This window comes from Nonomuraea cavernae (assembly GCF_040655715.1).
GTDB lineage: Bacteria > Actinomycetota > Actinomycetes > Streptosporangiales > Streptosporangiaceae > Nonomuraea > Nonomuraea cavernae_A.
The window spans coordinates 101,207-126,487 of record NZ_JBFAKL010000011.1 but is presented as its reverse complement, the minus strand read 5'-3'; the positions used below and the strand labels follow the sequence as shown (position 1 = coordinate 126,487).

The window sequence follows — 25,281 nt, the reverse complement described above, 5'->3', positions numbered from 1 at the left end:
AGCGGCACCTGACCGATCAGGTGTGATCGATTTCGCCGATCAGCTGGGCGCCCAGCTCGCGTTGCAGGAGCGCCATGCCCGAAAGCTCGTCCACGTCGGCGTCGGCGTCGTTGAGCGGGTCGACGTCGTCCGACTCGGGCCCCTTGCGGCGGTTGGGGACGGCGTCCGGCCAGGCCGTCGTGCCCGTCTGCCGAGGAGAGCGAGGCCCCGCCTGAGCCGCCGCCTTGGCCGCCGACCTGGCCGCGGCCAGGCCCGCACCGGTCGCGGCAACGCTCGCGCGCGTGGGATCGGGCGCCGGCGGCGAGCCTGGACCTGGGTCGTCCGGGGCGTCCGGCCAGGACTCGTCCGTCGCCTGCCGGCCTGGGGTCGCGGAGATGACGGCCGTGCCGGCCGCCGGTCCACCGCCTGCCGGCGCGGCGTGCCCGGCCGGGCCAGGCGGCTGGCTCGCCTCCTGGGCGCCGAGCTGCCCCGATGACGAGCCATGCGAGCTCGTACGGCCGCCGGACTGGTGTTGTGGAGCCGAAGGCGTGTGCGTCTGCGGCTGCGGCGCGGCCTGCTGACGTGCCGGGCCGGAGGGCGGACCCGACTGCGGCCCTCGGTTGGCCTGGGGCGCGGGCGATCCGCCCACGACCGCCTCGACTCGCCAGGTGCCGCCCAGCACGTCGCCGAGCGCGGCGGCCACCACGGCGTCCTTGCCGCCACCGGTGAAGTTCTTCATCGCGCCGACCTGGGCGAAACCGAGCGTGACCAGGTTGCCCTCGACGCCGACCACCTGGGCGTTGGTGCTCACATTGGCCCAGACCACGATGCTGCGCTGCTTGAGCGCGGCCAGCACCGCGGGCCACTGCTGCTGGAGCGCCCCGGCACCACCCGCTCCGGCCCCGCCCTGCGCGGCGGCGGGCGGCGAAGCCGGGCCGGGCCCGCCGGCCTGTGCGGCGGGCCTCGTACCGGATCCCGAGGTGTTCGCGGCGTGCGGCGCGGTGCCGGACGGGGCTCCTGGACGAGCCGGCTCCGGCCATCCGTCGTCGGCGGCCTGGCCACCCGACGAAGTCGGCACGCCGCCTGCGGCATCGCGGGCGTGATCGGCCGCGACGTCACCCGCCTGACCGGCCACATCCTGGCCCCCTGCGGCCTGGCCACTCCCAGCGTGACCGCTCGCGGAACCGCTAGCGAGATCGTGGCCGGGCGCGCCCTGCACCACCGGCCCGACTGAGGCGGCCGCCTGCCGGAGCTCGGCCATCTGGGCGCCGGCGACTCCCGGCTGTGGCACGGGCGCGACGGATGTGGCGGGGCCGGTGCGAGCGGCCATGGCGGCGACGGCGCCGCCGCGTTCGAGACGTTCGAGACGGGCGAGGAGCGCCGCCTCGCCCTGCGCGGCGGCCGGAAGCAGGACGCGCGCGCACATGAGCTCGAGCAGCAGCCGGGGCGAGGTGGCGCCACGCATCTCCGTGAGACCGGTGTTGAAGAGCTCGGCGGCCCGGGTCAGCTCGGCCGGCCCCATCGACGCGGCCTGCGCCACGAGGCGCTCCAGCTCGTCGGCGGGCCGGTCCAGCAGCCCGCTGGAGGCCGCCTCGGGAACGTTGGCCAGGATGACCAGGTCGCGGAAGCGTTCGAGCAGGTCGGCGGCGAACCGGCGAGGGTCGTGGCCCCCCTCGATCACCCGGTTGACGGTGTGGAAGACCCGCGCCCCGTCACGAACGGCGAACGCGTTGACGACCTCGTCGAGCAGGTCGCCGTCGGTGTAGCCGAGCAGCGAGACGGCCTTGGCGTAGGTGATGCCGGCGTCGTCGGCCCCGGCCAGCAGCTGGTCGAGGATGGACAGCGAGTCACGCGCGGACCCGGCGCCCGCGCGGACGACCAGGGGCAGGGCCGTGGGCTCGTAAGGGACGCTCTCGGAGGAGAGGATCTCCTCCAGCAGCGCCCGGAGCGTCGCGGGCGGCATCAGCCGGAACGGGTAGTGGTGGGTGCGCGACTTGATGGTGCCGATGACCTTTTCGGGCTCGGTCGTCGCGAAGATGAACTTCAGGTGGGGCGGAGGCTCCTCGACGAGCTTGAGCAGCGCGTTGAAACCCTCTCGGGTCACCATGTGCGCCTCGTCGATGATGTAGATCTTGTAGCGCGCGGAGACGGGCGCGAAGAAGGCCCGCTCGCGCAGTTCACGCGCGTCGTCGACACCACCGTGGGAGGCCGCGTCGATCTCGATGACGTCGAGGTGGCCGGGCCCCGTGGGGGCGAGCGCGACGCACGACTCACAGACGCCGCAGGGGTCGGGGGTCGGGCCCTTCTCGCAGTTGAGCGAGCGGGCCAGGATGCGGGCGCTGGACGTCTTGCCGCAGCCGCGCGGGCCGCTGAACAGGTAGGCGTGGTTGACCCGGCCGGTCCGCAATGCCTGCCGCAGCGGATCTGTGACGTGCTCCTGACCCTTGACCTCGGCGAACGTCCCGGGTCGGTACTTGCGGTAAAGCGCAAGACTCATGCGACCATCCCGCCTGCGAGGGGGCTTCTAACGAAGAGAACCCCTCGCACACCCGCCAGAGCCCGCTTATCCTTGCTGCCTTCCGGCCCTGGGGAGGTTCACAGGATGACGCCGCGCGAGGGGTCCGTGGACAGTCTAGCGGGATGTCGCAGTGCTCGCTCCAGTGAAATCGTGGTCACCACAACCTGAGGAGTCCGGTAAACTCGGCGACGGAGGATTCGCCTAGTGGCCGAGGGCGCACGCTTGGAAAGCGTGTAAGGGGCAACCCTTCAGGAGTTCAAATCTCCTATCCTCCGCCAGCTCAGAAGGGGTGTGCCGATTCAGCGGCACACCCCTTCTGGCTTGCCTGCTGATGTCAGTGACCTACTGGCGCCCGGCGCCCCCATCCCGTCGCGGCCGACGATGCGGTGGATCGCTGCCCGGCCGTGAATTCCGACGGCTCCCGCATCGCGGCACCGCGCGGTTCCCCGGCTCGATGAGCCCCCGGCCCCGAGCCTCCGGATGCGACACGGAGATCGCGTACGCGCCTGAACGCACTTGAGCGACTACGTAGAGTAACGTCCGTCGTGAAGTCGATCTACGACGACATCCCTCACGACAGTGGGAGTTCAGTGTTGATGTCACAACGATCCCGATCCGCGCTCACCGCCCTGGCCGGTGCGCTGTTGACGCTGCTGGCCGTGCCCGGGACGCCGGTGGCCGCCGCCGAAGGCGGTGCGCACGACAGCGCGCGGCTGACTCTCACGCGAGCCGCCGCCACGCCCTGTGTCCGGCAGGGGCAGGCGACCTACCCCGTCAGCTACTACTGGAAGAACGTCATCGGCGCACGGCTGGGCAGCGGGTCGGTCTCGGTCGACACCTCCCCATCTCTGTGGGGCGGACAGATCGCCCCGGGCAGCGTCTTCACCCTCACACTGACGCACCGCACGGCCCAGTGGCCGCTGCTGGTCACCCGCTACACCACCACGTGGGACCTGTCGTCACTGCTGGCCAGCGCCACCGTCATCAGCGAGTCGGGGACCGGCACCATCAGCGGCAACACTCTGTCGATCACCTCGTCGGGCTCCAAGACCGATCCATCCCCTAAGGTCATCACCTTCCAGGTCAGGCAGGGGACCATCGGGAACGGCATGACCATCCGGCCGAGCGGGATCAGCAGCGTCATCGCGGCGCCCGGCCAGCTCGGCAACAACACACCCGCCCCGCCGATCCAGATCGTCAACGGGCAGTCCATCTCGCCCACCGTCGCCGTCGCCGACACCGCCACCACCCCCATGGGCGCAGCCGTCAACGTGCCCGTCCTGGGCAACGACACCGCGAGCTCGCCGACGATCAGCAACGTCACCAAGCCCGGCAACGGCACCGCGACGCTCTCCGGCGGCAACGTGACCTACACGCCCGCTCCGGGCTTCGCCGGCACCGACACCTTCGCCTACACCATCACCACCGCCTGCGGCACCAGCACCGCCACGGTCACCGTCACCGTCATCTGCCCCTGGAAACCGGTCAATCTGATCAACGGCAGCTTCGAGACGCCGCCCGTGGCCACGGTCGACTGGAACATCCCCGACGCCTCCACCAACCCGAGCGTCGGCTGGCACACCACCGCCACCGACAACAAGCTGGAGATCTGGCGGAGCGGGGCACCGGCGGCCGACGGCCAGCAGTACGCCGAACTCAACGCGAACCAGGTCTCCACGCTCTACCAGGACGTGCCCACCGTTCCCGGAACGCCGATGACCTGGTCGCTGTACCATCGGGGCCGCCTGGGCACCGACGTGATGCGGGTGCTCATCGGGGCGCCGGGCGCGACCGTGGCCCAAACTCCTGCCGGGGCCTCCTCGCCGGACATCTCCGACGACAACACCGCCTGGGGCTACTACACCGGTGTGTACGTCGTACCTCCGGGACAGACCACCACCCGATTCGCCTTCGAATCGGTGTCGGCCGCGGGCGGTACCCCGACGGCCGGCAACTTCCTGGACGGTGTGACGTTCAGCACGCCACCCTGCCCGAACACGACCAGCACGGGATGACACGGATAAGGGTCGAGCACTCAGGGGCTCTTCCCTGAAGGGGCGCACCTGTCGGTGCGCCCCTTCTCGCGTTCCAGTGCGATGCCGATCGAACCTTCGATCATTTCGCCACATCAACAGACACGTGGTGAATGATCTGGAGCAGGGGATGGCATCTATGGGTCCCTTTCGGGAAGCTGTCCCCCCGGCAGACCCGAGAAGGGACGTTGGTCATGGATTTCAGAGACGACGTCAACCTCGACTCCTCGCAGGTCGAGGACGTCGGTGGACGCGGGGGTGGTGGTGGTGGGGGCGGCTTCCCGGGCGGCATGGTGGTCGGTGGCGGCGGCATCCTCACCCTGATCGTGATGGTCGCGGTGTTCGTCATCAACAGCCTCGGCGGTGGCGGCGAAGGCCAACCGGCGCAGCAGCAGCCCTCCTCCAACCTCTCCCAGGAGTGCAAGACGGGCAAGGACGCCGACCAGTCGGAGAAGTGCCGGGTCGTGGGCGTGGTCAACAGCATCCAGGACTACTGGAAGACCGAGGTCTCCGGCTATCGCGCGGCCAAGACGATCCTCTATTCCGGCGGGGTGCGCACCGCCTGCGGCGCGGCCGACTCCTCGGTCGGGCCGTTCTACTGCCCCGGTGACCAGCGCGTCTACCTCGACCTGACCTTCTTCGACGATCTCCAGAGCCGCTTCGGCGCCAAGGGCGGCCCGTTCGCGCAGGCGTACGTGATCGCGCACGAGTACGGCCACCACGTCCAGAACCTGCTCGGCGCGCTCGAAGGCGGCGGCTCGGTGGCCACAGAGCTCCAGGCCGACTGTTACGCGGGGGTGTGGGCGAAGAAGGCCATCGACACGGGCTTCTACGACAAGCCGTTCACCCAGTCGGAGATCGCCGAGGCGCTCGACGCGGCCGCGGCGGTCGGCGACGACCGCATCCAGCAGCGGACCCAGGGCCGGGTCGATCCCGACTCGTTCACCCACGGCTCTTCGGAGCAGCGCGTGAACGCGTTCCAGCAGGGCTACAAGACCGGCCGGCCCGCCCGATGTGACACCGCGGACCTGCGGTGACGGCTCCGGACAGCGCGAGGATGTGGAAACTCTCCTAAAATCAATGGGTGATCTTCAAGCTGGTCGGCGACGGACGCCCCTATCCCGAACATGGTCTGACCCACCGCGAGTGGGCTCAGATACCGCCACGGCAGGTCCGGCTCGACTCCTTGATCACCACGAAAGCGATGCTGGACCTGCACTCGCTGCTCGCCGCCGACTCCACGTTCTACGGCGATCTCTTCCCGCACGTGGTGCAGTGGCGGGGCGACCTCTATCTCGAGGACGGTCTGCACCGGGCACTGCGGGCCGCTCTGCACCAACGATCGATCCTGCACGCCAGGGTGCTGGAGCTGCCCGCCTAGCAGCCGCCGAACGAGAAAAGGAGCCGCGAGCGCGGCTCCTTTTCGGTGGCGGTGGTGGTGGGATTTGAACCCACGGATGAGTTGCCCCATCACACGCTTTCGAGGCGTGCGCCCTCGGCCACTAGGCGACACCACCGCCGACGAGCTTACCGGATCCGCCGAGTGCCGAAGAACTCCTTAAGCACGGCAGAGCACTCCTCGCCCAGAACGCCCATCACGACCTCGGGCCGATGGTTGAGCCGGCGGTCGCGGACGACGTCCCAGAGCGAGCCCACGGCGCCGCCCTTCTCGTCGATCGCGCCGTACACGATCCGGTCGACCCTGGCCAGTACGGCGGCGCCGGCGCACATCGTGCAGGGCTCCAGCGTGACCACGAGCGTGCAGCCGTCGAGCCGCCACTGCCCGCGCAGCCGGGCGGCCCGCCTGAGCGCGAGCACCTCGGCGTGCGCGGTGGGATCGGCAGCGGACTCGCGGTCGTTGCCCGCGGCCGCCAGCACCTCGCCGAGCGGGTCGAGCACCACGGCCCCGACGGGCACCTCGCCACGGGCGCCCGCGGCGACGGCCTCGGCCAGGGCCAGGCGCATCGCCTCGGAGTGGGTCACCGCAGCCGGTCGAGCTCGTCGGCGAACGACAGCCGCTCGGCGATCACCGAGAGGATGTCGGCCGGGAGCACGCCTTCCTCCATGCTCAGCTCCAGCAGCTCCTCGGAGCTCACGCCGAGATCGCTGAGCAGCTCGAAGTCGCCCGCGGGCCGTACGCCGAGCCCGTTGCCCTCCTTGTCCGGCGCGACGCCGGCGAACTCGGCGAACAGCTCGCCCAGGCTCCCGGGCTGGACCGCGTGCACGTCGGAGAGGAACACCCGCGGCTCCTCCTCGCCGAGGTAGCGGACGATGGCGAACCACTCGTCCTCGACCTCGACGCAGAGCAGCGCCAGCTCGTCACCGGCCAGGCCCAGCGCCTCGCTCACGGCGTCGCCGAAGTCGTCGACGATCTCGGATTCGCTCAGGTCGATCTCGGCCCCGCTCCAGCCGTCCGGGGTCCTGACGAGAGCCACAGAGAAGGTGTTCGCCGCCATTGTCCAAGCTCCAGAGGGTCAGCCGAAGACCGATTCGATCGCACGTTCGAAAGGCTCGGAGAAGCCGAGCCGTGCGGCGATGCTGGACAACATGTCCTCGGGGAGCAGGTCGATGTCGCCGGACAGGATGCCCAGCTCCATCTCGTCGAGCCCGAGATCGGCGAAGATGGACAGGTCGCCCGCGGGCAAGGCCGTCTCCTCGTCCTGCAGGATCTCGTCGAGCTCGTCCTCGTCCGGAATGGGGATGTCGAGGTATTCGAGGACCTGTTCGGCCAGCGGATAGTCCCAGGACGCGGAGATGTCCGACAGGAAGACATCGACGCGATCGGGCAGAACACGCAGCGCCACGAAGAACTCATCCCCCACGGCGACCAGGCCAATCGTGCCACTCTCGCTCGGCTGCTGGCGCAGGGCCTTGATCAGCCCCCTGAGGTCGGACGTGAGCGCGATGGGCAGCAGCTCGGCTTCCCAGCGCTCGTCCTCGCGATAGACCACGATGGCGAAGTCGAGCGCATCTTCTTCTGTCATCGTCCACCCCACCCGACGTGGCCTCTACGGCCTCCAATCGTTCCAGACACGAACAGCCGCCGTGTGCCTCTCCGACCAAATTGTGATCAAATCCGAAGACGCGACGTGCCGGTTCGTTCCACACAAGATAGCGTTGCCCGATATGGAAACCCTCGTCGTCGACCATCCGCTCGTGGCCCACAAGCTCACCACGCTGCGCGATGTCCGCACCGACTCGCCGACGTTCCGCCGGCTCGCCGACGAGCTGGTTACGCTACTGGCGTACGAAGCCACCCGTGATGTCCGGGTGGCCGATGTCACGGTCCAGACGCCGGTCGCCCCCGCTCACGGCGTGCGGATGGCCAAGCCGTACCCACTGGTGGTGCCGATCCTGCGCGCCGGCCTCGGCATGCTCGACGGCATGACCCGGCTGCTGCCCACCGCGGAGGTGGGCTTCCTCGGCATGATCCGCGACGAGGAGACGCTGCTGGCCGAGACGTACGCGACCAGGCTGCCCGACGACCTGTCGGGGCGGCAGTGCTACGTGGTCGACCCGATGCTGGCCACGGGCGGCACCCTCGCGGCGGCCGTGCAGTTCCTCTTCGACCGGGGCGCCGTCGACGTCACCGCCATCTGCCTGCTCGCCGCCCCCGAGGGGCTCGCCTACATGGACAAGGTCTTCGCCAACTCCGGCCGGCCGATCCGCCTGGTCACGGCCGCGGTCGACGACCGGCTGAACGAGAGCGGCTACATCGTGCCGGGCCTCGGCGACGCCGGCGACCGGCTCTACGGGGTCGTCTGAGAAAGCCCCCCTTCCGTCACGCGCAGTGGTCGCTTCGTTACATAATGCTGTCGCGGGGGTACGAAGAGCCAGGAAGGCAGCTTCCGCACGGGGCGCGAGGGGGCGCAATGAGTGATTTTCCGGTTGCGGGGGTGTCGTCGTGAGCGATCGCACCCATCCGGACCCGACACCGTACACGGACGTCGAGACGGCTCTTCGTGGTGAGTTCGCCGGCGTCCACTCCGCGACCACCGTAACGCGTTGCGTCGAGGCGGCGCACTACGGCGCGCTGGAAGTGACGGGCTATGCCCATCCCAGCCTGGTCGAGCGGATCGCGCGCAAGCACCTTCATGTCCTCGCGCTCGTCGCTAGCGAGCGCGGCTAGCAAGATCACAACTAACCCGCAAAGTTACCTTTACCCCGGCACCTAGGTGGGTAATGTATAGAGCGGGTGTAGTGGGTAAGTGGTACGGAGGCGACAGTGCAGGTCAAAAAGGTCCTGACATACGGTGGCGTCGGGTTTCTGGCGTACTACCTCTTCGCGCGCCCAGACGACGCCGCTGACGCGGTTCGAGGGGCGTTCACCAGCGTGTTCAACGCGGCCGACTCACTGGCCCAATTTGTGAACAACCTCGCATGAGACTTGTGACCCACGGGGACTCCGCCCCGTCGTCGGTCAACCGCTACCTACTCCCCGACGAACAACAGGTCATCATGGTGCGGCGCCACCCGGCCGTGCTACTCCGTCCGGTCGCCGAAGTCTTCGGCGGCCTGATCATCGCCGGCCTGCTCAGCAAGGTCTTCGGCGACTCGGGAGGCGGCACGGCCCTCGTCGTCGTCTGGTGGCTCTGGCTGCTCCTTCTGATCCGCTTCGTATGGAAGGTCGCAGAGTGGTCGGTCGACTACTTTGTGGTGACCTCCAAGCGAATGCTGCTGACCACGGGCCTGATCACGCGCAAGGTCGCGATGATGCCCCTGCAGAAGGTCACCGACATGAGCTTCAAGCGCTCGCTGATGGGGCGCATGCTCGGCTACGGCGAGTTCATTCTCGAGTCCGCCGGTCAGGATCAGGCTCTGTCCAACGTCGAGTACATCCCGTATCCTGAGACGCTTTACCTTGAGGTCTGTCAGATGCTCTTCCCCAGCAAGGACAGTGGTGACGATTAACCCTTAGCTGGGGAATTCTTCACCTGGGGATACCCGATTCGGCTACTTCATGCAATCATTGCGGAGTGTTGACCCTTCCCCGCCTTGAGAGATGAGATGCCGAGTCAGGGAACCATCGGTGACCGCGTCCGCGGACTGCGGCTGAACAGGCGGATGTCCCAAGCCCAGCTGGCCGGACCCGACCTGTCTGACAGTTATGTCTCGCTCATCGAGTCGGGTAAGCGCACTCCGACTCCGGTTGTAGCCCGACTCCTGGCCGAGCGCCTGGGGTGCACCACCGAGTTCCTCCTGCACGGGATCGAGCCTCGGCAGCGCATCGACACCGAGCTCGGTCTTCGCCACGCCGAGCTGGAGCTCCAGCACGGCGATCCGGCGGTGGCCTCCGAACGCTTCACCGAGATCGTGAAGGTCGCCGACGAGGAAAACGCCATGCTGACCGCGCACGCCCGCTTCGGCAGGGCGCGTGCGCTGGAGGCACAGGGCCGGCTCGGCCAGGCGGTGGAGGCCTTCGAGCGACTGCGCCGAGAGGCGGCGGCCCACCCCGAGCGGCTCGCCGATCTGCCCCTCGCCGTCGCGCTGAGCCGCTGCTACCAGCGGGCCGGCGACCGGCTACGAGCCCGCGACCTCGCGGCCCACGCCCTTGAGCAGGCCATGCGCCTTGACATCGCGCAGGGCGAGATCGCCGTCGACCTGGCCGCCACGATCGTCGAGGCCCGCGGCGAGCACGACCCCGCCTCCCCCGAGCTCGCCTTCGTCAAGCGCGTGCTCGACATCGCCGGCGTGCCTGACGTTGTGGACCGTTCCGGAGAGATCCAGGCGCTGTGGCAGGCGAGTGCCGCCGCGGCCGCCGGTGACGACTCCGCGCTGGCCGTACGCCTGGCCGACGACGCCATCACCGCGGGCCGTCAGGACCGGCTGGCGCTCCAGCTGGCCAGGGTCGCCATGCACTGGGCCAAGCTGGCCACGACGCCCGTCGAGGAGGCCGAGCGCCTGGTCGGCGCGGCGGCCCGTGCCTTCGCGTCCACCCCGGGCACCACACACGAGCACGGTGAGACCCTCATCGCGCACGCCAGGGTCAGGTTGCGGGCCGGCGACGCCGGCCGGGCGGGCGAGGTCGCGACGGCGGCGCTCGATCTGCTCGGTGACGCTCGCGGGACCGCTCCGGCCGAGGCGCACCTGGTGCTCGCCACCGTCGCCCTCGATCTCGACAGTGACGCCGCCAAGCACCTGGGTCGCGCTCGCGCGCTGCTCGACGGGCTCAACCGGCCGGTGTTCGGCTCCGACCGGCAGGTCGCTCGCTGCTGGGGCGAGCTGGGTGACCTGTACGGCAGGGTCGGTGACCCGGCGCAGCAGACCGGCGCGTATCGTAAAGCCCTCGAAGCCGCCGGAGTGCGTTCCGCGCTGGCAGGCCTTACGGTCGACGCCTCTGTATCTCGCTGACCGCAGTCCTCCGGGGGCTCCAGTTATGTGGTGCCCAGTCTGGAATACACTAGGGCTTACCAGTCATTGACTCATCGGATGATTGGTTTTCCCCCGGAGGAGGCGGACTGTGAGTCTGCGTACGGCGCAGCGGGCTTCGCTCGTCGACCAGGTGATCGATCAGCTCAAGGAGCAGATCGTCTCAGGGTCATGGCAGATGAACGGCAAGATCCCAACCGAGACCGTGCTCGCCGAGCAGCTAGGAGTGGGGCGCAACACCGTTCGCGAGGCCGTGCGCGCGCTCACCCATGCCGGGCTGCTCGAATGCCGCCAGGGTGACGGCACCTACGTCCGCGCGACGAGCGAGCTTTCGGGCGCCATGCTCCGGCGGCTGCGGCAGGCCGAGCAGCTGGAGATCCTGGAGGTGCGGCGCGCGCTCGAGATCGAGTCGGCGCGGCTCGCCGCCACCCGGCGCACCGACGAGGACATCCTGCGCATCGAGGCGGCCCTGGCCGAGCGCGACCGGGCCTGGGAGCTCGACGACGCCGACTACTTCGTGGAGGCCGACCTGGCCTTCCACATGTCCGTGGCGCACGCCACGCACAACCTGGTGCTCATCGACCTCTACGAGGACTTCTCAGCCGCGCTGCGGGCCAGCATCACGGCCGCGGGCACATCGCTGAACAAGACCTACATCCCGCACGACGCGATCGCCCGTGCCATCGCCGCGGGCGACGCCAGCGCCGCCGAGCGCGCCGGTCACGCCTGCATGGAGCACATCCTCATCGCCCTCACCGATTGACCGCGCTGAAAGTACGTTCCAAGGGGCGGCCGTGCGCCGGAGCCAGCACAAGCGGGACGATCCCGACCTGGGCGTCCTGACCAGTCGCACGCTGTTCAGCCTGCAGCGCGAGCTCTTCACCGCCATCGCCGAGCAGGGCCATCCGGAGCTCAGGCCGCGTCACGGGGCGGTGCTGGCCTACCTCGACGAGGAGGGCAGCCGGGCCACCGACCTGGCCGTGCGGTCAGGGCAGCACAAGCAGGTCATCGGCACCCTCGTCGACGAGCTGGCCGAGCTGGGATACGTGGAGCGCCGGCCCGATCCGGCCGACCGGCGGGCCAAGCTGATCGTGCCCACGGCGAAAGGCCTGGAGGAGATGGCCGTGTCGGATGCCGCCATGGCCGCCATCGAGGCCCGGCATGCCGCGGCCGTGGGCGCGGAGGCCTACGCGGAGTTCAAGCGGGTCTTCCGGCTGGTCGCCGATCGCCGGTCAACCGCGCCGGCCACCGAGCGTTAGTCAACCGCGGTGACCGGCGCCCGTCACCGCGCAGGCCGCTCCGCGCCGGTCAGCCACGCTGGTCGCCAGGCGCCGGTCAGCCGCCGAGCCGCAGTGACATCACCAGGTAGCGGAAGGCGGGCTCGGCGTCGCCCGGCACGTCCTGGATGAGGGCGGCCCTGGACGGCGACTCCATGTTGATGCGGGCCAGCTCGCTGTCGATGCCGGTGAGGCCGTCGATCAGGAACTGCGACTGGAAGGCGATCTGGATGTCGTCGCCGTGCAGCTCGCAGTCGAGCACCTCGGTGCCGCGGCCGACGTCGCCGCCACCTGCCTGGATCGTCACCTGCCCTTGGGTGAACGACAGCCGGATCGCGGTGTTGCGCTCGGCCACCAGCGCGACCCGCTTGATGGCCTCGACGAACGGCCCCACCCGTACGTCGGCCCTGATCGACCAGTCGGAGGTCAGCCTGGCGCGATAGTCGATGAACTGCTCGTCGAGCAGGCGGACGGTGGTGCTGCGCCCGACGCTCTCGAACCCGGCCACCCCGTCGCCCATCGCGATCTCCACCTCGCCCCCGCGCAGCGACTTGGCCACTTCGACCAGCACGCGGGCGGGCACCATGGCGGAGATGGCGAGGTCAGGCCGGGCAGGGCGCCAGGCGAACTCGCGGGCCGCGATGCGGTAGCGGTCGGTGGCCGCCATCGTCACCGTCTCGCCCTCGATGTCGACCCTGATGCCGGTGAGCATGGGCAGTGTGTCGTCGCGGCTGGACGCGGGCGCGACCTGGCCCACGGCCGAGGCGAACACCCCGCCGCCGATGGCCCCGATGCTCGGCGGCATCGTGGGCATGGTCGGGAAGTCCTCGACCGGCATCGTCACCAGCCCGAACTCGGCACTGCCGCAGGTCAGCACCGCCTCGGCCCCTTCGGTGACGATCTCGACGTCGTCGCCGGGAAGGCTGCGGCTGATCTCGGCCAGCAGTCGGCCGGGGATCAGCACGCTGCCGGGCTCGGAGACCTCCGCCTCGATCCGGGCCTGCGCCGAGACGTCGTAGTCGAACGCGGACAGGCTCAGCTCCTCGCCGGCCTCCAGCAACAGCCCGGACAGCACCGGCATCACAGGGCGGCTGGGCAGAACTCTGGCGGCCCACGCCACCGCGTCCGCCAGAACATCACGGTTAACCCGGATCTTCACCTGATCGCCCCTTTCGTCGCGCCTGACTTCTACGAAGGTAGCGGGTCCGACCGACAAAGCATGCCTAACGGCTGTTCAGATAGGCCAGCACGGCCAGCACCCGCCGGTTGTCGTCGTCGGAAGGCGCGAGACCGAGCTTGGCGAAGATCCCGGCGGTGTGCTTGGCCACCGCGCTCTCGCTGAGATAGAGCCGCTGGGAGATCGCCGCGTTGGAGCGCCCCTCGGCCATCGCCTCCAGCACCTCCCGCTCGCGCGGGGTGAGCGCGGTCAGCGGCTCGTGCCGGGCGTTGCTGGCCAGCAGCTTGGCGATGACCTCGGGGTCCATCGCGGTGCCGCCCTCGGCCACCCGGTGGACGGCGTCGACGAACTGCTCCGCGTTGAACACCCGGTCCTTCAACAGGTAGCCGATCGCGCCCGAGCCGTCGGCCAGCAGCTCGCGGGCGTAGAGCTGCTCGACGTGCTGGGACAGCACCAGGATCGGCAGCCCCGGCACCTGTGCGCGGGCCGCCAGCGCCGCCTGCAGGCCCTCGTCGGTGAACGTGGGCGGCAGGCGTACGTCCACGATCGAAACGTCGGGGCGGAGCTCTACCAGGCCCTTGAGCAGCTCCGGCCCGCTCTCCACTGCGGCCACGACGGTGAAGCCATGGGCCTGCAGGAGGTGGACCAGGCCGTCTCTGAGCAGGTAGAGATCTTCGGCGATGAGTACGCGCTTCACCGGCCGCATCCCGTCGGCGATGAGGTGGCCCAAGCCAGCCGGTGCCGCCGGTCGTACTGGTTGGGTATGACGGAGGCCAGCACGTACATGGCGATACCGAGTGAGATCATGCCCAGGATGAAGGGCCACTGCCAGGGGCCGGGCAGGTACAACGCCAGAAACCAGCTCTTGTTCTCGGCTCCGACCATTTTGAAGACGCCGGCCACGAGGCCCTGCGGGAACAACGGGCACCAAGCCGTACCCCAGCACACCGCCACCGTGATGGCCTTCCAGCGCGGCAGCTTGGGCAGGGTGCCCGCCCAATGCTCGGGCAACACCCGGGGCAGCTCCATGTGCACGGTCGTCGGGCCGCCCGGCGGGCTGCTGATGGCGAGCACTCCGTCGAAGGCGGCCAGCCGCCGTTCGATGCCGAGCAGGCCGCTGCCCTTGCCGGGCTCGGCACCGCCCATGCCGTCGTCGGTCACGGTGACCCTCAGGTACGACCCGTCACCGCTGATGTCGACCGTGGCCACGCGGGCGTCGCTGTGCCTGGCGGCGTTGGAGAGCAGCTCGCTGACCGCGAAGTAGACCGCCGCCTCCACCGGGGGCTCCGGCCGGTGCGGCAGGTCGACGTCCACGGTCACCCGCAACGCGCTGTCCAGCGCGAGGGCTCGCACGGCGTCGGCGAGCCCGCGCTCGGCCAGCACCGGAGGGTGGATGCCGCGGATGACCCTGCGCAGCTCTGTCAGCGTGTCGGCGGACGCTGCCCTGGCCTTGGCCAGCAATGCTCTGGCCGCCGCGGGATCCTTCTCGACGAGCTCCTCGACGGCGCCGAGCGTCATGCCGATGGCGACGAGCCTGGCCTGCGTGCCGTCGTGCAGGTCGCGTTCGATCCTGCGCATCTCGGCCGCCTGGGAGTCGACGGTCAGGTTGCGTACCCGGTTGAGGTGGGAGACCTGCCCGGCCAGCCTGCTGGCGCGGGTCGCGGACAGCAGTACCTCGCACCAGAACCCGTACAACCGCAGACCGCGCGCCGGCATCGTGACGAGCACCGGCAGCAGAAGCAGCTTGAGCAGGGGGTCGAGCAGCAGCCAGAGCCCGTCGCGCCAGGTCGCCGGATCGGACAGCATCCATTTCCACCGGTCGCTCCAGGCGGGTATCCGTGGCGTCTTGTAGAGCGTCCGGTCGTGGCGGTACATCCCGTCGGCCTGAGGCCGCGGTGGCGGCGGCTTGGGCAGGTAGGGCGAGGCGATCTCGATGTCCGTCCATGCGCCGACCCGGCGCCGGGTGTCCTCCGCCAGCCGGCGCACCAGCCGGACGTGCGGCGGATAGAGGAAGACCATGCCGAGCGCGAAGGTGCCGAGGAGAGCGAGGAAGGAGATCACGATCGCCGGCAGTTGCACGAGGATCAACGCGAGCAGCACCGTCGCCTGACCGAACCTTCTGAGCATGCCTCTAGTGTGCTCGAACCGGACATGCGCCGTCGATGCACCTAGGTACACCCTGACCCGGCATCCAGCCGGATTCCCCGCGCGTACCGTGCTCCCTACGGTCGAAACATGAAGGTCATCGAGGTCAGAAACCTCCACAAGCGCTACCCCAACCACGTGGCGGTGCACGACGTGTCGTTCGAGGTGGCCGAGGGCGAGATCTTCGGCATCCTCGGTCCGAACGGCGCCGGCAAGACCACCACCGTGGAATGCGTCTCCGGCCTGCGCACCCCCGACGGTGGCACCGTCCGGGTCGCCGGCATCGACCCGACCGAGGACCGCGACGCGCTGCGCCAGGTGCTGGGCGTCCAGCTGCAGAGCTCCGCGCTGCCCGAGAAGATCAAGGTCTGGGAGGCGCTGGACCTGTACGCCTCCTTCTACCCCGGCCCCGCCGACTGGCAGGCGCTGCTGGAGCAGGTCGGGCTGGCCGACAAGCGGGACGCCCGGTTCGGCAAGCTCTCCGGTGGCCAGCGCCAGCGGCTGTCGGTCGCGCTCGCGCTCGTCGGCAGACCGCGCGTCGCGGTGCTCGACGAGCTCACCACCGGGCTCGACCCGCAGGCCCGCAGGGACACCTGGGAACTGGTCGAGCAGGTGCGCGAGTCCGGCGTGACGATCGTGCTCGTCACCCACTTCATGGAGGAGGCCGACCGGCTCTGCGACCGCATCGCGCTCATCGACGCCGGCCGCGTCGTCGCCACCGACTCGCCGGCCGGGCTGGTCGCCCGGGTGGGCGGCGAGCAGCGAGTACGGTTCCGGCCCTCCGCCCCCGTCGAGGACTCCCTCCTGACGGCGTTGCCCGAGGTGACGGCCGTCAGCCGCAGCGGCGAGCAGGTGGTGGTGACCGGCACCGGAAACCTGGCGCCCGCCGTCACGCTGGCCCTCGCCCAGCAGCAGATCATCCCCGGCGACCTGCGCATCGAGCAGGCCACGCTGGACGACGCGTTCCTCGCGCTCACCGGAAGGAAGCTCGCATGAAGAAGATCCTGGCCGTCGAGACCAAGTTGCTCCTGCGCGACTGGCCCGCCATCGTGTTCAGCCTTGCCCTGCCCGTCGGCCTGCTGGTGATCCTGGGCCAGATCCCCGACCTGGCGAAGCCCAATCCCGAGTTCGGCGGGCAGCGGTTCGTGGACGCCCAGCTACCGGCCCAGATGATCCTGCTGGCGTTGCTGACGACTTCCTTCACCGTGCTCCCCGGCGTGCTGACCGCGTACCGGGAGCAGGGCGTCCTCAGAAGGATGTCCACGACGCCCGTGCACCCCTCCCGGTTGCTGGGCGCGCACCTGCTGATCAATCTCGGCGTCGCGGCGGTGGCGATCGTGCTCGTGATCGTGGCCGGGTGGCTGGCGTTCGGCTCGACACCGCCCGCGCAGATCTTCGGGTTCGCCCTGGTGTGCCTGCTCGGCACCGCCGCCATGCTGGCCATCGGGCTGGTGATCGCCTCGGTCGCGCCCAACGCCAAGTCCGCGCCCGGCATCGGGTCGATCGTGATGTTCCCGCTGATGTTCGTCGCGGGCATGTGGATCCCCCGCGAGATCATGCCGGACACGCTGCGCACGGTCAGCGACTACTCGGTGGTTGGGCCGTTCATCAACGCCATGCGCGACACCTGGGCGGGCGACTGGCCGCAGCTTCCGCACCTGGCCGTGATGCTCGTGGGGCTGGCGCTGTTCGGGGGCCTGGCCGTGCGGCTGTTCAGGTGGGAGTAGATTCCCCAAGTAAGCTTCAGGTCATGACCAAGGTCGTGTGGAACACCCGGGAGCTCACCGTCGGGCAACTCGCCGAGCGTAGCGGCGTGGCTGTGTCGGCACTGCACTTCTACGAGACCAAGGGCCTCATCAGCAGCCGCCGCACCACGGGCAACCAGCGCCGCTACACCCGTGACACCCTCCGCAGGGTCGCGTTCGTACGGCTCGCCCAGCGCCTCGGCATCCCGCTGAAGACGATCAAAGAGGCGCTGGCCACACTGCCCGAGAACCGCACTCCCACGCGCGACGACTGGGCGCACCTGTCGGCCGCCTGGCGCGCCGACCTCGACGACCGCATCGAGCAACTCCAGCGGCTCCGCGACGACCTGACCGACTGCATCGGCTGCGGCTGCCTGTCACTCGACCGGTGCGCGCTGGCCAACCCGCACGACCGGCTCGGCGAGGAGGGACCGGGTGCCCGGCGCATCGACACCCGGCTCACCCCCGCCGAAGCCTGCTGCCGCTAGGACGCGGGGGGCGGCACCACGAGCGTCGGGCGGCGGGTGTGGTGCAGCACGTGGTTGGAGACGCTGCCCAGCAGGACGGACCGGACCGTCGAAAGACCGCGGGAGCCGAAGACGATCATCGAGGCGTCAAGCTGGTCGGCGACGTCCACGATCGTCTTCCAGATCGACTCGTCGTCGGCCACTGCCCGGTGGGAGACGTCGGTGAACCCCGCCGCGACGGCCAGTTCGGCCCCCTCCTTGGCCTGCTGCTCCGCCAGCGCTCCCCATTCGCCGGAGTCGTCGGTCACCAGTGCCGGCGCTGCGATCGGATATTTCCTGAGCTGCACCAGAAGCGGCTCCCACACGGTCAGAACGACCACCGGCTGGGGCGTCAGGTGCTTGGCCGCGACCTCGATCGCGGTGCGTGAATTCGCCGAGCCGTCGTAGGCGATGAGGATGGTCATGAGGTCATTTCCCTTCGGTCTTCTCCTCTTTAGAGCGTCCGATTGATCATCTGGGATTCCCTGCCTGAGGTGTCTCGTGGGTCACATCCTGCGCGGATGGGGGCGGTCGGCGGATGGCCCGCGGTTACTGGCCGGGGCAGAGCACGGCTTCGGCGGCCTTGTCCATGGCCTCACCGACGGCTATGGTCTGCTCATTCTTGATCTTCAGCGTGGCGGCGACCGCGAACTGAAACCGGCCGTCGGCCGAGGTGAAGGTGACGGAGGTGATCCCGGGCGCGCCGCCCGTAGCCGACGCGACCGTTCCGCCGCACAGGACGGGAAACGGCCGTGGCAGCTCTCGTCGCAGGTCCGGCGGCAGCAGCCGGCCCTGGTTCAACGCGCGGTAGAAGGCGCTGACGTCCTGCGCGGTGGAGATCGCTCCTTCGGCGCCCCAACTGGTGGCGTTGAGCCGGTCGACGTCGCGTGGCCTGCCCTTGGCATCGGGGTGGTAGCCGTGCCCGTGCGGCCCCTTGATCCGGTCGGAGACCTTGGTGGCCAGATAGGTGCGGTTCATGCGAGCGGGGCGAACAGGCGCTGCGCGAACTCGGTGGCCCGATCGTGACCGGTCACCTTCTCGATGATCATGCCGAGGAGACCGTAGTTGGTGGTGGAGTACAAGTACTGTCCCGGTTCGCCCTGACGAGGCACGGTACGTGCCGCCTTCACCAGATCGATCGGGCGGTAGGGGGTGGTGAAGTCGAAGACGTCGAACTTCCCACTGGCGATGAAGTCGGGGATGCCGGAGGTGTGGCGGACCAGCTGCCGCACGGTGATGTCGTCGGCCCGATCCACCCAGTCGTGCTTGGTCACCTCGGGCAGGAGGTCGCCGAGTTTGTCATCCAGGCCGAGCTTGCCTTCTTTGACCAGTTGCAGGACGACCGCGGCCTCCATGAGCTTGGTCTGCGATGCGATGCGATAACGGGAACTCGCGGGGATGCGGCCGCCCTTGCCGTTGAGCAGGCGAGAACCCGCCGTTCCCTGGCCCACCCGCTTGCCGTCGACATACGCCTCTCCGATGGCTCCCACCACCCCGTCGATCTTCGCCAGGTTCGCCATGGCCTGCTGGACATCTCCCAGCTTGACCTCGTCGGCAGCGGTTGCGGGAGCCGGGACGCTCAACGCCAGCACCGCGCAGGCAACCCCGAAGGTCAGGCCAGCGGTCCTCCCACGCCTCATCGTCGAGACCTTCTTTTCTTGACGCGTGGTTGTCATGGTCGATCACCCTTTCCGGGACTTGGAGGGTGACCACATCTACCGGCCGGCACCGATCGGTGACGGATCGCGGTCACCGCCCGCACCGGCGGCGGCCTCGACATCACTGTCGACCTCCCGCGGAGCCCGATGGTGACGGCAGACCGGCCGGCACGATGACGCGATGCGGTCGCCGCCCGCAGCCAGGAGTCCACCAGGCCCGCAGCATCGCCCGCATATGGAGATCGCCCGCATATGGAGTGAGCCACCGGCTCATTCCTCGGCCGGCAGCCGGCGCCGCGTCAAGGGTGGGCGGTGAGCCTCGTACGGGCAGGCCGTCTCACCGACATGGCACATGTGCCATGTCGATGCCAAGATCCTTCAAGACCCTACGAGTCGCGAAGTCAGTGCTGGGCCATGTCCACGAAGCGGCTGTAGTGGCCCTGGAACGCGACCGTGACGGTGGCCGTGGGGCCGTTGCGGTGCTTGGCCACGATGAGGTCGGCCTCACCGGCCCTGGGCGACTCTCGCTCGTAGGCGTCTTCGCGGTGCAGCAGGATGACCATGTCGGCATCCTGCTCGATGCTGTTGTGGACCGAGATCCCGTTCGCCACGAAGTTGTGGGTGCCGAGGACGGTGGCGTCGTAGACCGGCTCCTCGCCCAGGCTTTCGATGGAGGCGATTTCGTCCCAGAACACGTCGTTCACCGCCAACATCTCCAGGCCGGAATCGTTGAGGATCGCGGCCACCCTGCCCAGCCGTTCCCGGCTCGGCGCGTGCTTCCACAGGGTGCTGCCGCAGAACTGGGTACCCAGCTCTGCAGCGAACTGCCGGTGAGTCATGCCCTGTTCTGTCAGGAGGTCTCGAACACGACCCCATACCTCTCGGGGAATGGTGTCATTGTTGGTGTTGATCACGCAGTGTTCCAGTTCGGCGGCGCACCGCTCGGCCTGCTTGGATCGCTCTCCGTGGACGCCGACATCCCGCAGGAAGCGGAGCTGGTTTTCCGCGCCGTAGATGTGCAGTTGGAAGCAGGGTCGGTGGTCGCCCTTGCGGGTCTCCTTCACCCGTGCGGCGATACCGTGCCGCAGGAGAAGTTGCGAAACATCGTCCACGAGGCGGCGGCTTGTCGAGGCGTAGTAGACACGAGCCTGACCGACCTTCTCGTCCCACCAGACGCATCCATCAGTTGCCCACAGATGCCGCAGGAACAGCGCGGTCTGGTCTTCGGGCAGGGAGAACAAGCCGCCGGGAAGGAACTTCTCGTGGCTGCGAAGCCCGAACAGCCCGAGTTCGTCGAGCCATGCGGCGATTGGGTTCGGCTTGCCGTGGGTGAGCCGATAGGGAGCGGGCAGTCGCAGAGTGGTGACGCGAGCGGCTGGGTAGTCATCCCGGATCGCGGTGATGCCGAAGTGCTGCGCCGCTTCGGCCACCGTCTTCAGGCACTCCTCGTCCTTGCTCGCGTAACTGATCGGCTGCCTCTTGACGAATGCGCCATCTCCGATCATGTGCCCGAGGAGAATGATCTCTTCCTCGGGCCACGCCTTCGTGTTTTGCGGAGCGGGTATGCGCCGGGGGACGGCCAGGCGCTCGCCGGGGGAAAGCTTCCCCAGCGGGAGCCAGCCTTCGTAGGTCATGAAGGGGTGATTCGCGGTCGCCTTGATCTCCCGGCCGGACTTGAGCTTGAGCCGGAAAACTTCCTTCACCCCGCTAGGGAAGACGTGCGTCATGGTCCGCTGGACCAGCCGGAGCCCGTCGTCGAGCGACCACACCGGAACGTCACGCGCCCCGGACTCCAGCAGGTCACCCAGCGACACCTCCGCGCCGGTGTCGGCCCGAAGAACCCGAGTGTCTGCAGTCAAACAGCCCGACTCCCTCAGGTCGGACACCTGTGGGCGTTTGTCTGTGCGTTGTTCGGGGCCTCGGTTGAGCTGGGAGATGGCGATGACCGGAACCTCGAGCTCCTTGGCCAGCAGCTTGATGGCTCGGGAGATCTCGGACACTTCGTTCTGGCGGCTCTCGGTCTTCTTCGGCGAGCTCATCAGCTGGAGGTAGTCAATGATCACGAACCGCAGGTCGTTGCGCTGCTTGAGGCGCCGGCACTTGGCCCGGATCTCCATCATCGACATGTTGGGCGAGTCGTCGATGAACAACGGCGCCTCGGCGACCTCGCTCATCCGGCGTGCCAGCCTCGTCCAGTCGTCGTCGCCCATCATGCCGGAACGCATGGCGTGCAGGGCCACCCGAGCCTCGGCCGACAGCAGACGCATGGTGATCTCGTTGCGCGACATTTCCAGCGAGAAGATGACGGTGCTCATCCCATGCTTGATGGCCGCAGACCGGGCGAAATCCAGACCGAGAGTGGAGTTGTGGGTGGGGATCCACGTCCGCCCCGCCAGGTACATGTGATCGGCGTTGTCCACCTCGACGCACCGCACCGGCACCGAAGGCGCCGGCCGGACGTCCACGATGTTCCGGTAGGTCGCCTTCGGGTGGGCGTTGGTCTTGACACGGGCGTTCTTCCGCTCCAGCCGGAAGACCTTGTCGGACGGGGCGAACGTGATCGTATAGCTGGCCTCGCTGCGCCCCGCCACCCGCTTGGACGTGCAGTTCGCTTTGTAGCCGAGGCTCAGGATCAGCTCCCAGGCGTCCTCTGCCAGGCGCCGGTCGGTGACGGCGAACTGCACCGTCCCGGAGGTGTTGACGTAGCCGTCGGTGTCCAGGAGACCGGCCAGGAGCGCCCTGCGCTGTTCTTCGGACGCGCGTAGGTACTCGCCCGGGATGTGCTTGTTGTTCAGCACGCCCAGCTTCCTGAGCCGCGCCCCCAAGGTGCCGTGGTCGTTGTGGCAGCCCTGGCAAAGGCGCATCCCGCTGGACGGGCCGCCGCAGTCAGGACACCGGGGCGGCTGAGACGGCCCGTGGACGGACCCTCTCGACTTGCAGCCGCACACCCTGCCGCAGGTGCGCACCTGCGAGGTTTGGGGCGTGAACGGCTTGTCGCACACGATGCACTCTCGCTCCGCGATCGGCTCGGGCTCGGGCTCGGGCTCGGGCAGCAGCATCGCGTACAGCAGTCCGCCACGGTGCTCCGCCCGGAGCCCTTCGGCGGCCACATGGTCGGCGATCTCCGGATCTGCGGTGGTGAACCGCGCACTGGCGGAGTCGCCGTCACCCAGCCAGACGCCCAGCGCGTACGGCGGGATCAGCAGGTCCTGGTCGGGTAGTCGCAGCGGCCGGGCGTTGACGACCGTGTGATTGAGCCGCTTTTCGGCGGTGCCGCACCGCAGCGTGGCGGCGATCTCCTCCGTCGTGCGCACCTGCGCGAACGTCGGCTGATTCTGGTGCCGGTCGTAGCCGGTCGCCGCCGACTGAGCCGACTCGCGGGACGCGCGCGTGTCGGTGAGCCACTGATGCTGAGCATCAGCGACGATCACCGTGCCGTCGCTGAACTCCACCTCGTAGCAGGGCCGGCCATGCATGACATCGGTGGCCGCGACGACGCGGATGGGCTTGCCGTCGGCGCCGATCAGGTAGTCGCCCGGCTGCACCTCGCCCATGGTGGTCCAGCCCGTCGGCGTGGGCAGGGGGGTGTCGAGGGCGAGAGCCTTCCCGATGGCGGGACGGGCGGCGACGACGATCATCTGGCCCGGGTGGAGGCCGTTGGTGAGCTGGTCGAGGTCCTGGAAGCCGGTGGGGACGCCGACCATCTGGCCGCCGCGGCTGCCGATGGCCTCGAGCTCGTCGAGGGCGCCCGGCATGATGTCGGCCAGCGGGGCGTAGTCCTCGGAGGTGCGGCGCTCGGTGACCTTGTAGATCTCGGCCTGGGCCCGGTCGACGAGGTCGTCGACCTCTTCGTTCTGGCCGCCGTAGCCGAAGGAGACGATGCGGGTGCCGGCCTCGATGAGGCGGCGGAGGATGGCCTGCTCACGGACGATCTTGGCGTAGTAGCCGGCGTTGGCGGCGGTGGGGACGACGGCCGTCAGGGTGTGGAGGTAGGCGGCGCCCCCGACCCTGGCCATCTCGCCGCGTTTCTGCAGCTCGTCGAAGACGGTGACCGCGTCGGCCGGCTCGCCCCTGCCGTAGAGGTCGGTGATGACGTCGTAGACCATCTGGTGGGCGGGGCGGTAGAAGTCGTCGGCGCGCACGATCTCGACGACGTCGGCGATCGCGTCCTTGGACAGCAACATGCCACCGAGGACCGACTGCTCGGCCTCGATGTTGCTGGGCGGTGTGCGCTCGAAACCAGGGCCTGCGCCCACCTCTTCGTCAATGCTCACCGCGCCCCCTCAACACCGTGCGGCGGTCGCACCACCCCCACTTGTAGTCGACCGGGGTGACAGTTTCGCCGGTTCGGGGGCCGAGGGCAACGCGGCCTGTGGACAACCCTGTGGTCAAGCTGTGCACTACTGCGCCTAGCCTGTGAAAGCTCTGTGGACAAGCCTGGGGATAACTCTGAAGCTTATCCACTAGACCATGCCTGACCTGCGAAAACGATATCCACCGGCTGTGGAGGAAAGAAAGTTGGCCCGACATGCCCGGTAATGGGCATAATAGCTAAATGCCCATTACACGCCAGGACCGGGAGATCCTGCGACTGGCCGTGCCCGCCTTCGGCGCGCTGGTCGCCGAGCCGTTGTTCCTGCTCGCCGACTACGCCATCGTGGGCCACGGCCTCGGCACCTCGGCGGTGGGCGCGCTGGGCGTGGCCGGGACGATCCTGGCGACGATGGTCAACCTCTGCGTCTTCCTCGCCTACGGTACGACGGCGTCCGTGGCGCGGCAGACCGGGGCGGGCAACCACGAGCGGGCCATGCGCAGCGGCCTGGACGGCATCTGGCTGGCGCTGGCCATCGGCGTCGCGCTCATCGCCGTCGGCTGGCCGCTCGCCCCGGCCATGGTGGACCTGTTCGGCGCCGGCCCCGAACAGGCCGAGCAGGCCGTGACGTACCTGCGCATCAGCCTGATCGGCGCGCCGTCCCTGCTGGTCGTGCTGGCGGGCACCGGCGTGCTGCGCGGGCTGCAGGACACGGTGACGCCGCTGGCCGTCGCGGGGGGCTCGTTCGCGCTCAACGCGGTGCTGAACGCGTGGTTCGTGCTCGGGCTGCACTGGGGCATCGCCGGGTCGGCCTGGGGCACCGTACTGGCCCAGACGCTGGGAGCGGCCGTCTACCTGGTCGTGGTGGTCAGGGGCGCCCGGCGGCTGGGCACCTCGCTCAAGCCCAGCCTGATCGGCGTCGGGCAGGCCGGTACGGCCGGCTTCGCCCTGCTCATCCGCACCGTGTGCCTGCGCGTCGTGCTGGTCGTGGCGACCGTGCTGGCCACCAGGATGGGCCAGGCGGAGCTGGCCGCGTACGCCATCGCCACCCAGGTCTGGACGTTGCTCGCCTTCGCGCTGGACGCGATCGCCATCGCCGGCCAGGCCATCACCGGCCGCACGCTCGGCGCGGGCGACCCGGCGGCGACCCGGGAGGCGACCCGGCGCATGGTGTGGTGGGGCGTCTGGTCGGGGGTGGTGCTCGGGGCGCTGGTCCTCGTGGCCAGGCCGGTGCTGCCCGGCCTGTTCGACGCCGACCCGCAGGTCACCGAGCAGCTGCTGGCCGTGCTCTGGCCGGTGGCGTTGTTCCAGCCGATCTGTGGTGTGGTGTTCGTGCTCGACGGGGTGCTGATCGGCGCCGGAGATCAGCGCTACCTCGCGTGGGCCGGCGTGTGGACGACGGCGGCGTACCTGCCCGCCGCCCTCTTCGCGGCGGATTTCGGCATCGTTGCTCTTTGGTGCGCACTCGGGGTGTGGATGATCGCACGTCTGATCACGCTGGGCCGCCGGGCCGCGGGCACTGCCTGGCTGGTAACCGGGGCGTAACCGTCCTGTGCTTGCTG

General features: G+C 69.1%; 24 protein-coding genes, 2 tRNA genes and 1 other RNA gene. 14 read left to right on the top strand and 13 right to left on the bottom strand.

All coding sequences use genetic code 11. The annotated features are described in order from the left end of the window. Positions 1-16 precede the first annotated feature (16 nt). Both AB0I38_RS18470 and ffs read right to left on the bottom strand, forming a co-directional pair. Positions 17-2,476: a DNA polymerase III subunit gamma and tau gene (locus tag AB0I38_RS18470; protein WP_358468842.1), complete on the bottom strand. Its 2,460-nt coding sequence runs from the start codon at positions 2,474-2,476 to the stop codon at positions 17-19. Between the two features lie 32 nt (positions 2,477-2,508). Further along, positions 2,509-2,604, bottom strand: an RNA gene (ffs, locus tag AB0I38_RS18465) — signal recognition particle sRNA small type. Between the two features lie 83 nt (positions 2,605-2,687). Between ffs and AB0I38_RS18460 the strand changes: the two genes are divergently transcribed. The 4 genes from AB0I38_RS18460 to AB0I38_RS18445 all read left to right on the top strand — a co-directional run bounded on the left by AB0I38_RS18460 (position 2,688) and on the right by AB0I38_RS18445 (position 5,911). Next, a tRNA-Ser gene (locus AB0I38_RS18460) sits at positions 2,688-2,775 on the top strand. Between the two features lie 318 nt (positions 2,776-3,093). Then, positions 3,094-4,512 carry an Ig-like domain-containing protein gene (locus AB0I38_RS18455; RefSeq protein ID WP_358468839.1) on the top strand — a complete coding sequence of 473 codons (1,419 nt, stop codon included), beginning with the start codon at positions 3,094-3,096 and terminating at the stop codon, positions 4,510-4,512. Between the two features lie 212 nt (positions 4,513-4,724). Then, complete coding sequence (ypfJ, locus tag AB0I38_RS18450) at positions 4,725-5,567, top strand: KPN_02809 family neutral zinc metallopeptidase (RefSeq protein ID WP_358468836.1); 843 nt, start codon at positions 4,725-4,727, stop codon at positions 5,565-5,567. Between the two features lie 47 nt (positions 5,568-5,614). Then, positions 5,615-5,911, top strand: coding sequence for a type II toxin-antitoxin system VapB family antitoxin (locus tag AB0I38_RS18445; protein ID WP_358468833.1), 297 nt, complete (start codon positions 5,615-5,617; stop codon positions 5,909-5,911). A 46-nt stretch (positions 5,912-5,957) separates the two neighbouring features. Here the strand turns inward: AB0I38_RS18445 and AB0I38_RS18440 are convergent. The 4 genes from AB0I38_RS18440 to AB0I38_RS18425 form a co-directional block, all read right to left on the bottom strand. Continuing rightward, positions 5,958-6,047: transfer RNA gene (locus tag AB0I38_RS18440), tRNA-Ser, on the bottom strand. A 10-nt stretch (positions 6,048-6,057) separates the two neighbouring features. After that, positions 6,058-6,513 (bottom strand): nucleoside deaminase, encoded by a 456-nt coding sequence (locus tag AB0I38_RS18435; RefSeq protein ID WP_358468830.1) that lies wholly within the window; start codon positions 6,511-6,513, stop codon positions 6,058-6,060. Then, on the bottom strand, positions 6,510-6,965 hold the full coding sequence (locus AB0I38_RS18430) for a tRNA adenosine deaminase-associated protein (protein ID WP_358468827.1): 456 nt from the start codon (positions 6,963-6,965) through the stop codon (positions 6,510-6,512). Before AB0I38_RS18430 ends, AB0I38_RS18435 begins: the two co-directional genes overlap by 4 nt. Positions 6,966-7,004: 39 nt before the next feature. After that, entirely contained in the window at positions 7,005-7,514 is a 510-nt protein-coding gene (locus AB0I38_RS18425; protein ID WP_189122358.1) for a tRNA adenosine deaminase-associated protein, read from the bottom strand. A 142-nt stretch (positions 7,515-7,656) separates the two neighbouring features. On the opposite strand from AB0I38_RS18425, the gene upp reads away from it, so the two are divergent. The 6 genes from upp to AB0I38_RS18395 all read left to right on the top strand — a co-directional run bounded on the left by upp (position 7,657) and on the right by AB0I38_RS18395 (position 12,158). Continuing rightward, the gene (gene upp, locus AB0I38_RS18420; RefSeq protein ID WP_358468824.1) at positions 7,657-8,295 is read left to right on the top strand and encodes a uracil phosphoribosyltransferase; all 639 of its coding nucleotides are present in this window, start codon (positions 7,657-7,659) and stop codon (positions 8,293-8,295) included. 139 nt (positions 8,296-8,434) lie between these two features. Further along, the gene (locus AB0I38_RS18415) at positions 8,435-8,659 is read left to right on the top strand and encodes a hypothetical protein (protein ID WP_358468821.1); all 225 of its coding nucleotides are present in this window, start codon (positions 8,435-8,437) and stop codon (positions 8,657-8,659) included. Between the two features lie 251 nt (positions 8,660-8,910). Next, complete coding sequence (locus AB0I38_RS18410) at positions 8,911-9,441, top strand: PH domain-containing protein (RefSeq protein WP_189122362.1); 531 nt, start codon at positions 8,911-8,913, stop codon at positions 9,439-9,441. Positions 9,442-9,537: 96 nt separating this feature from the next. Next, positions 9,538-10,881 carry a helix-turn-helix transcriptional regulator gene (locus tag AB0I38_RS18405; protein ID WP_358468817.1) on the top strand — a complete coding sequence of 448 codons (1,344 nt, stop codon included), beginning with the start codon at positions 9,538-9,540 and terminating at the stop codon, positions 10,879-10,881. A gap of 109 nt (positions 10,882-10,990) precedes the next feature. After that, positions 10,991-11,662: a FadR/GntR family transcriptional regulator gene (locus AB0I38_RS18400; protein WP_358468814.1), complete on the top strand. Its 672-nt coding sequence runs from the start codon at positions 10,991-10,993 to the stop codon at positions 11,660-11,662. Between the two features lie 31 nt (positions 11,663-11,693). Continuing rightward, on the top strand, positions 11,694-12,158 hold the full coding sequence (locus AB0I38_RS18395; protein ID WP_358468811.1) for a MarR family winged helix-turn-helix transcriptional regulator: 465 nt from the start codon (positions 11,694-11,696) through the stop codon (positions 12,156-12,158). 76 nt (positions 12,159-12,234) lie between these two features. Here AB0I38_RS18395 and dnaN read toward each other — a convergent pair whose 3' ends face one another. The 3 genes from dnaN to AB0I38_RS18380 form a co-directional block, all read right to left on the bottom strand. Further along, positions 12,235-13,335 carry a DNA polymerase III subunit beta gene (gene dnaN / locus AB0I38_RS18390; RefSeq protein ID WP_358468808.1) on the bottom strand — a complete coding sequence of 367 codons (1,101 nt, stop codon included), beginning with the start codon at positions 13,333-13,335 and terminating at the stop codon, positions 12,235-12,237. 64 nt (positions 13,336-13,399) lie between these two features. After that, on the bottom strand, positions 13,400-14,050 hold the full coding sequence (locus AB0I38_RS18385) for a response regulator transcription factor (protein WP_358468806.1): 651 nt from the start codon (positions 14,048-14,050) through the stop codon (positions 13,400-13,402). Next, positions 14,047-15,480, bottom strand: a complete 1,434-nt coding sequence (locus tag AB0I38_RS18380; protein ID WP_358468803.1) for a sensor histidine kinase — start codon at positions 15,478-15,480, stop codon at positions 14,047-14,049. Before AB0I38_RS18380 ends, AB0I38_RS18385 begins: the two co-directional genes overlap by 4 nt. Positions 15,481-15,588: 108 nt before the next feature. Between AB0I38_RS18380 and AB0I38_RS18375 the strand changes: the two genes are divergently transcribed. The 3 genes from AB0I38_RS18375 to soxR are packed head-to-tail and all read left to right on the top strand — an operon-like array spanning position 15,589 to position 17,731. Next, positions 15,589-16,494: an ABC transporter ATP-binding protein gene (locus AB0I38_RS18375; protein WP_358468800.1), complete on the top strand. Its 906-nt coding sequence runs from the start codon at positions 15,589-15,591 to the stop codon at positions 16,492-16,494. After that, entirely contained in the window at positions 16,491-17,225 is a 735-nt protein-coding gene (locus AB0I38_RS18370; RefSeq protein ID WP_358468797.1) for an ABC transporter permease, read from the top strand. The genes AB0I38_RS18375 and AB0I38_RS18370 overlap by 4 nt, the downstream gene beginning before the upstream one ends. 23 nt (positions 17,226-17,248) lie before the next feature. Then, positions 17,249-17,731: a redox-sensitive transcriptional activator SoxR gene (gene soxR / locus AB0I38_RS18365; RefSeq protein WP_358468794.1), complete on the top strand. Its 483-nt coding sequence runs from the start codon at positions 17,249-17,251 to the stop codon at positions 17,729-17,731. Here the strand turns inward: soxR and AB0I38_RS18360 are convergent. The 4 genes from AB0I38_RS18360 to AB0I38_RS18345 all read right to left on the bottom strand — a co-directional run bounded on the left by AB0I38_RS18360 (position 17,728) and on the right by AB0I38_RS18345 (position 23,681). Beyond that, a complete protein-coding gene (locus AB0I38_RS18360; RefSeq protein ID WP_358468791.1) occupies positions 17,728-18,174 on the bottom strand; it encodes a universal stress protein in 447 nt (148 codons plus the stop codon). The genes soxR and AB0I38_RS18360 overlap by 4 nt on opposite strands. Before the next feature lie 124 nt (positions 18,175-18,298). Continuing rightward, on the bottom strand, positions 18,299-18,727 hold the full coding sequence (locus AB0I38_RS18355) for a hypothetical protein (protein WP_358468788.1): 429 nt from the start codon (positions 18,725-18,727) through the stop codon (positions 18,299-18,301). Continuing rightward, positions 18,724-19,389, bottom strand: coding sequence for a serine hydrolase domain-containing protein (locus AB0I38_RS18350; RefSeq protein WP_358468785.1), 666 nt, complete (start codon positions 19,387-19,389; stop codon positions 18,724-18,726). The genes AB0I38_RS18355 and AB0I38_RS18350 overlap by 4 nt, the downstream gene beginning before the upstream one ends. A 419-nt stretch (positions 19,390-19,808) precedes the next feature. Beyond that, positions 19,809-23,681 (bottom strand): replicative DNA helicase, encoded by a 3,873-nt coding sequence (locus AB0I38_RS18345; protein WP_436838755.1) that lies wholly within the window; start codon positions 23,679-23,681, stop codon positions 19,809-19,811. A 281-nt stretch (positions 23,682-23,962) separates the two neighbouring features. Here AB0I38_RS18345 and AB0I38_RS18340 point away from each other — a divergent pair, with 281 nt between their 5' ends. Continuing rightward, positions 23,963-25,264: an MATE family efflux transporter gene (locus tag AB0I38_RS18340; RefSeq protein WP_358468782.1), complete on the top strand. Its 1,302-nt coding sequence runs from the start codon at positions 23,963-23,965 to the stop codon at positions 25,262-25,264. Positions 25,265-25,281 lie beyond the last annotated feature (17 nt).

Bases quoted from the DNA above. Each gene is read 5' to 3' on its own strand.
- AB0I38_RS18470 (WP_358468842.1), bottom strand. From the start codon at position 2,476: ATGAGTCTTGCGCTTTACCGCAAGTACCGACCCGGGACGTTCGCCGAG.
- AB0I38_RS18455 (WP_358468839.1), top strand. From the start codon at position 3,094: ATGTCACAACGATCCCGATCCGCGCTCACCGCCCTGGCCGGTGCGCTG.
- ypfJ (WP_358468836.1), top strand. From the start codon at position 4,725: ATGGATTTCAGAGACGACGTCAACCTCGACTCCTCGCAGGTCGAGGAC.
- AB0I38_RS18425 (WP_189122358.1), bottom strand. From the start codon at position 7,514: ATGACAGAAGAAGATGCGCTCGACTTCGCCATCGTGGTCTATCGCGAG.
- upp (WP_358468824.1), top strand. From the start codon at position 7,657: ATGGAAACCCTCGTCGTCGACCATCCGCTCGTGGCCCACAAGCTCACC.
- AB0I38_RS18410 (WP_189122362.1), top strand. From the start codon at position 8,911: ATGAGACTTGTGACCCACGGGGACTCCGCCCCGTCGTCGGTCAACCGC.
- AB0I38_RS18405 (WP_358468817.1), top strand. From the start codon at position 9,538: ATGCCGAGTCAGGGAACCATCGGTGACCGCGTCCGCGGACTGCGGCTG.
- AB0I38_RS18380 (WP_358468803.1), bottom strand. From the start codon at position 15,480: ATGCTCAGAAGGTTCGGTCAGGCGACGGTGCTGCTCGCGTTGATCCTC.
- AB0I38_RS18375 (WP_358468800.1), top strand. From the start codon at position 15,589: ATGAAGGTCATCGAGGTCAGAAACCTCCACAAGCGCTACCCCAACCAC.
- AB0I38_RS18370 (WP_358468797.1), top strand. From the start codon at position 16,491: ATGAAGAAGATCCTGGCCGTCGAGACCAAGTTGCTCCTGCGCGACTGG.
- soxR (WP_358468794.1), top strand. From the start codon at position 17,249: ATGACCAAGGTCGTGTGGAACACCCGGGAGCTCACCGTCGGGCAACTC.
- AB0I38_RS18360 (WP_358468791.1), bottom strand. From the start codon at position 18,174: ATGACCATCCTCATCGCCTACGACGGCTCGGCGAATTCACGCACCGCG.
- AB0I38_RS18355 (WP_358468788.1), bottom strand. From the start codon at position 18,727: ATGAACCGCACCTATCTGGCCACCAAGGTCTCCGACCGGATCAAGGGG.
- AB0I38_RS18350 (WP_358468785.1), bottom strand. From the start codon at position 19,389: ATGAGGCGTGGGAGGACCGCTGGCCTGACCTTCGGGGTTGCCTGCGCG.
- AB0I38_RS18340 (WP_358468782.1), top strand. From the start codon at position 23,963: ATGCCCATTACACGCCAGGACCGGGAGATCCTGCGACTGGCCGTGCCC.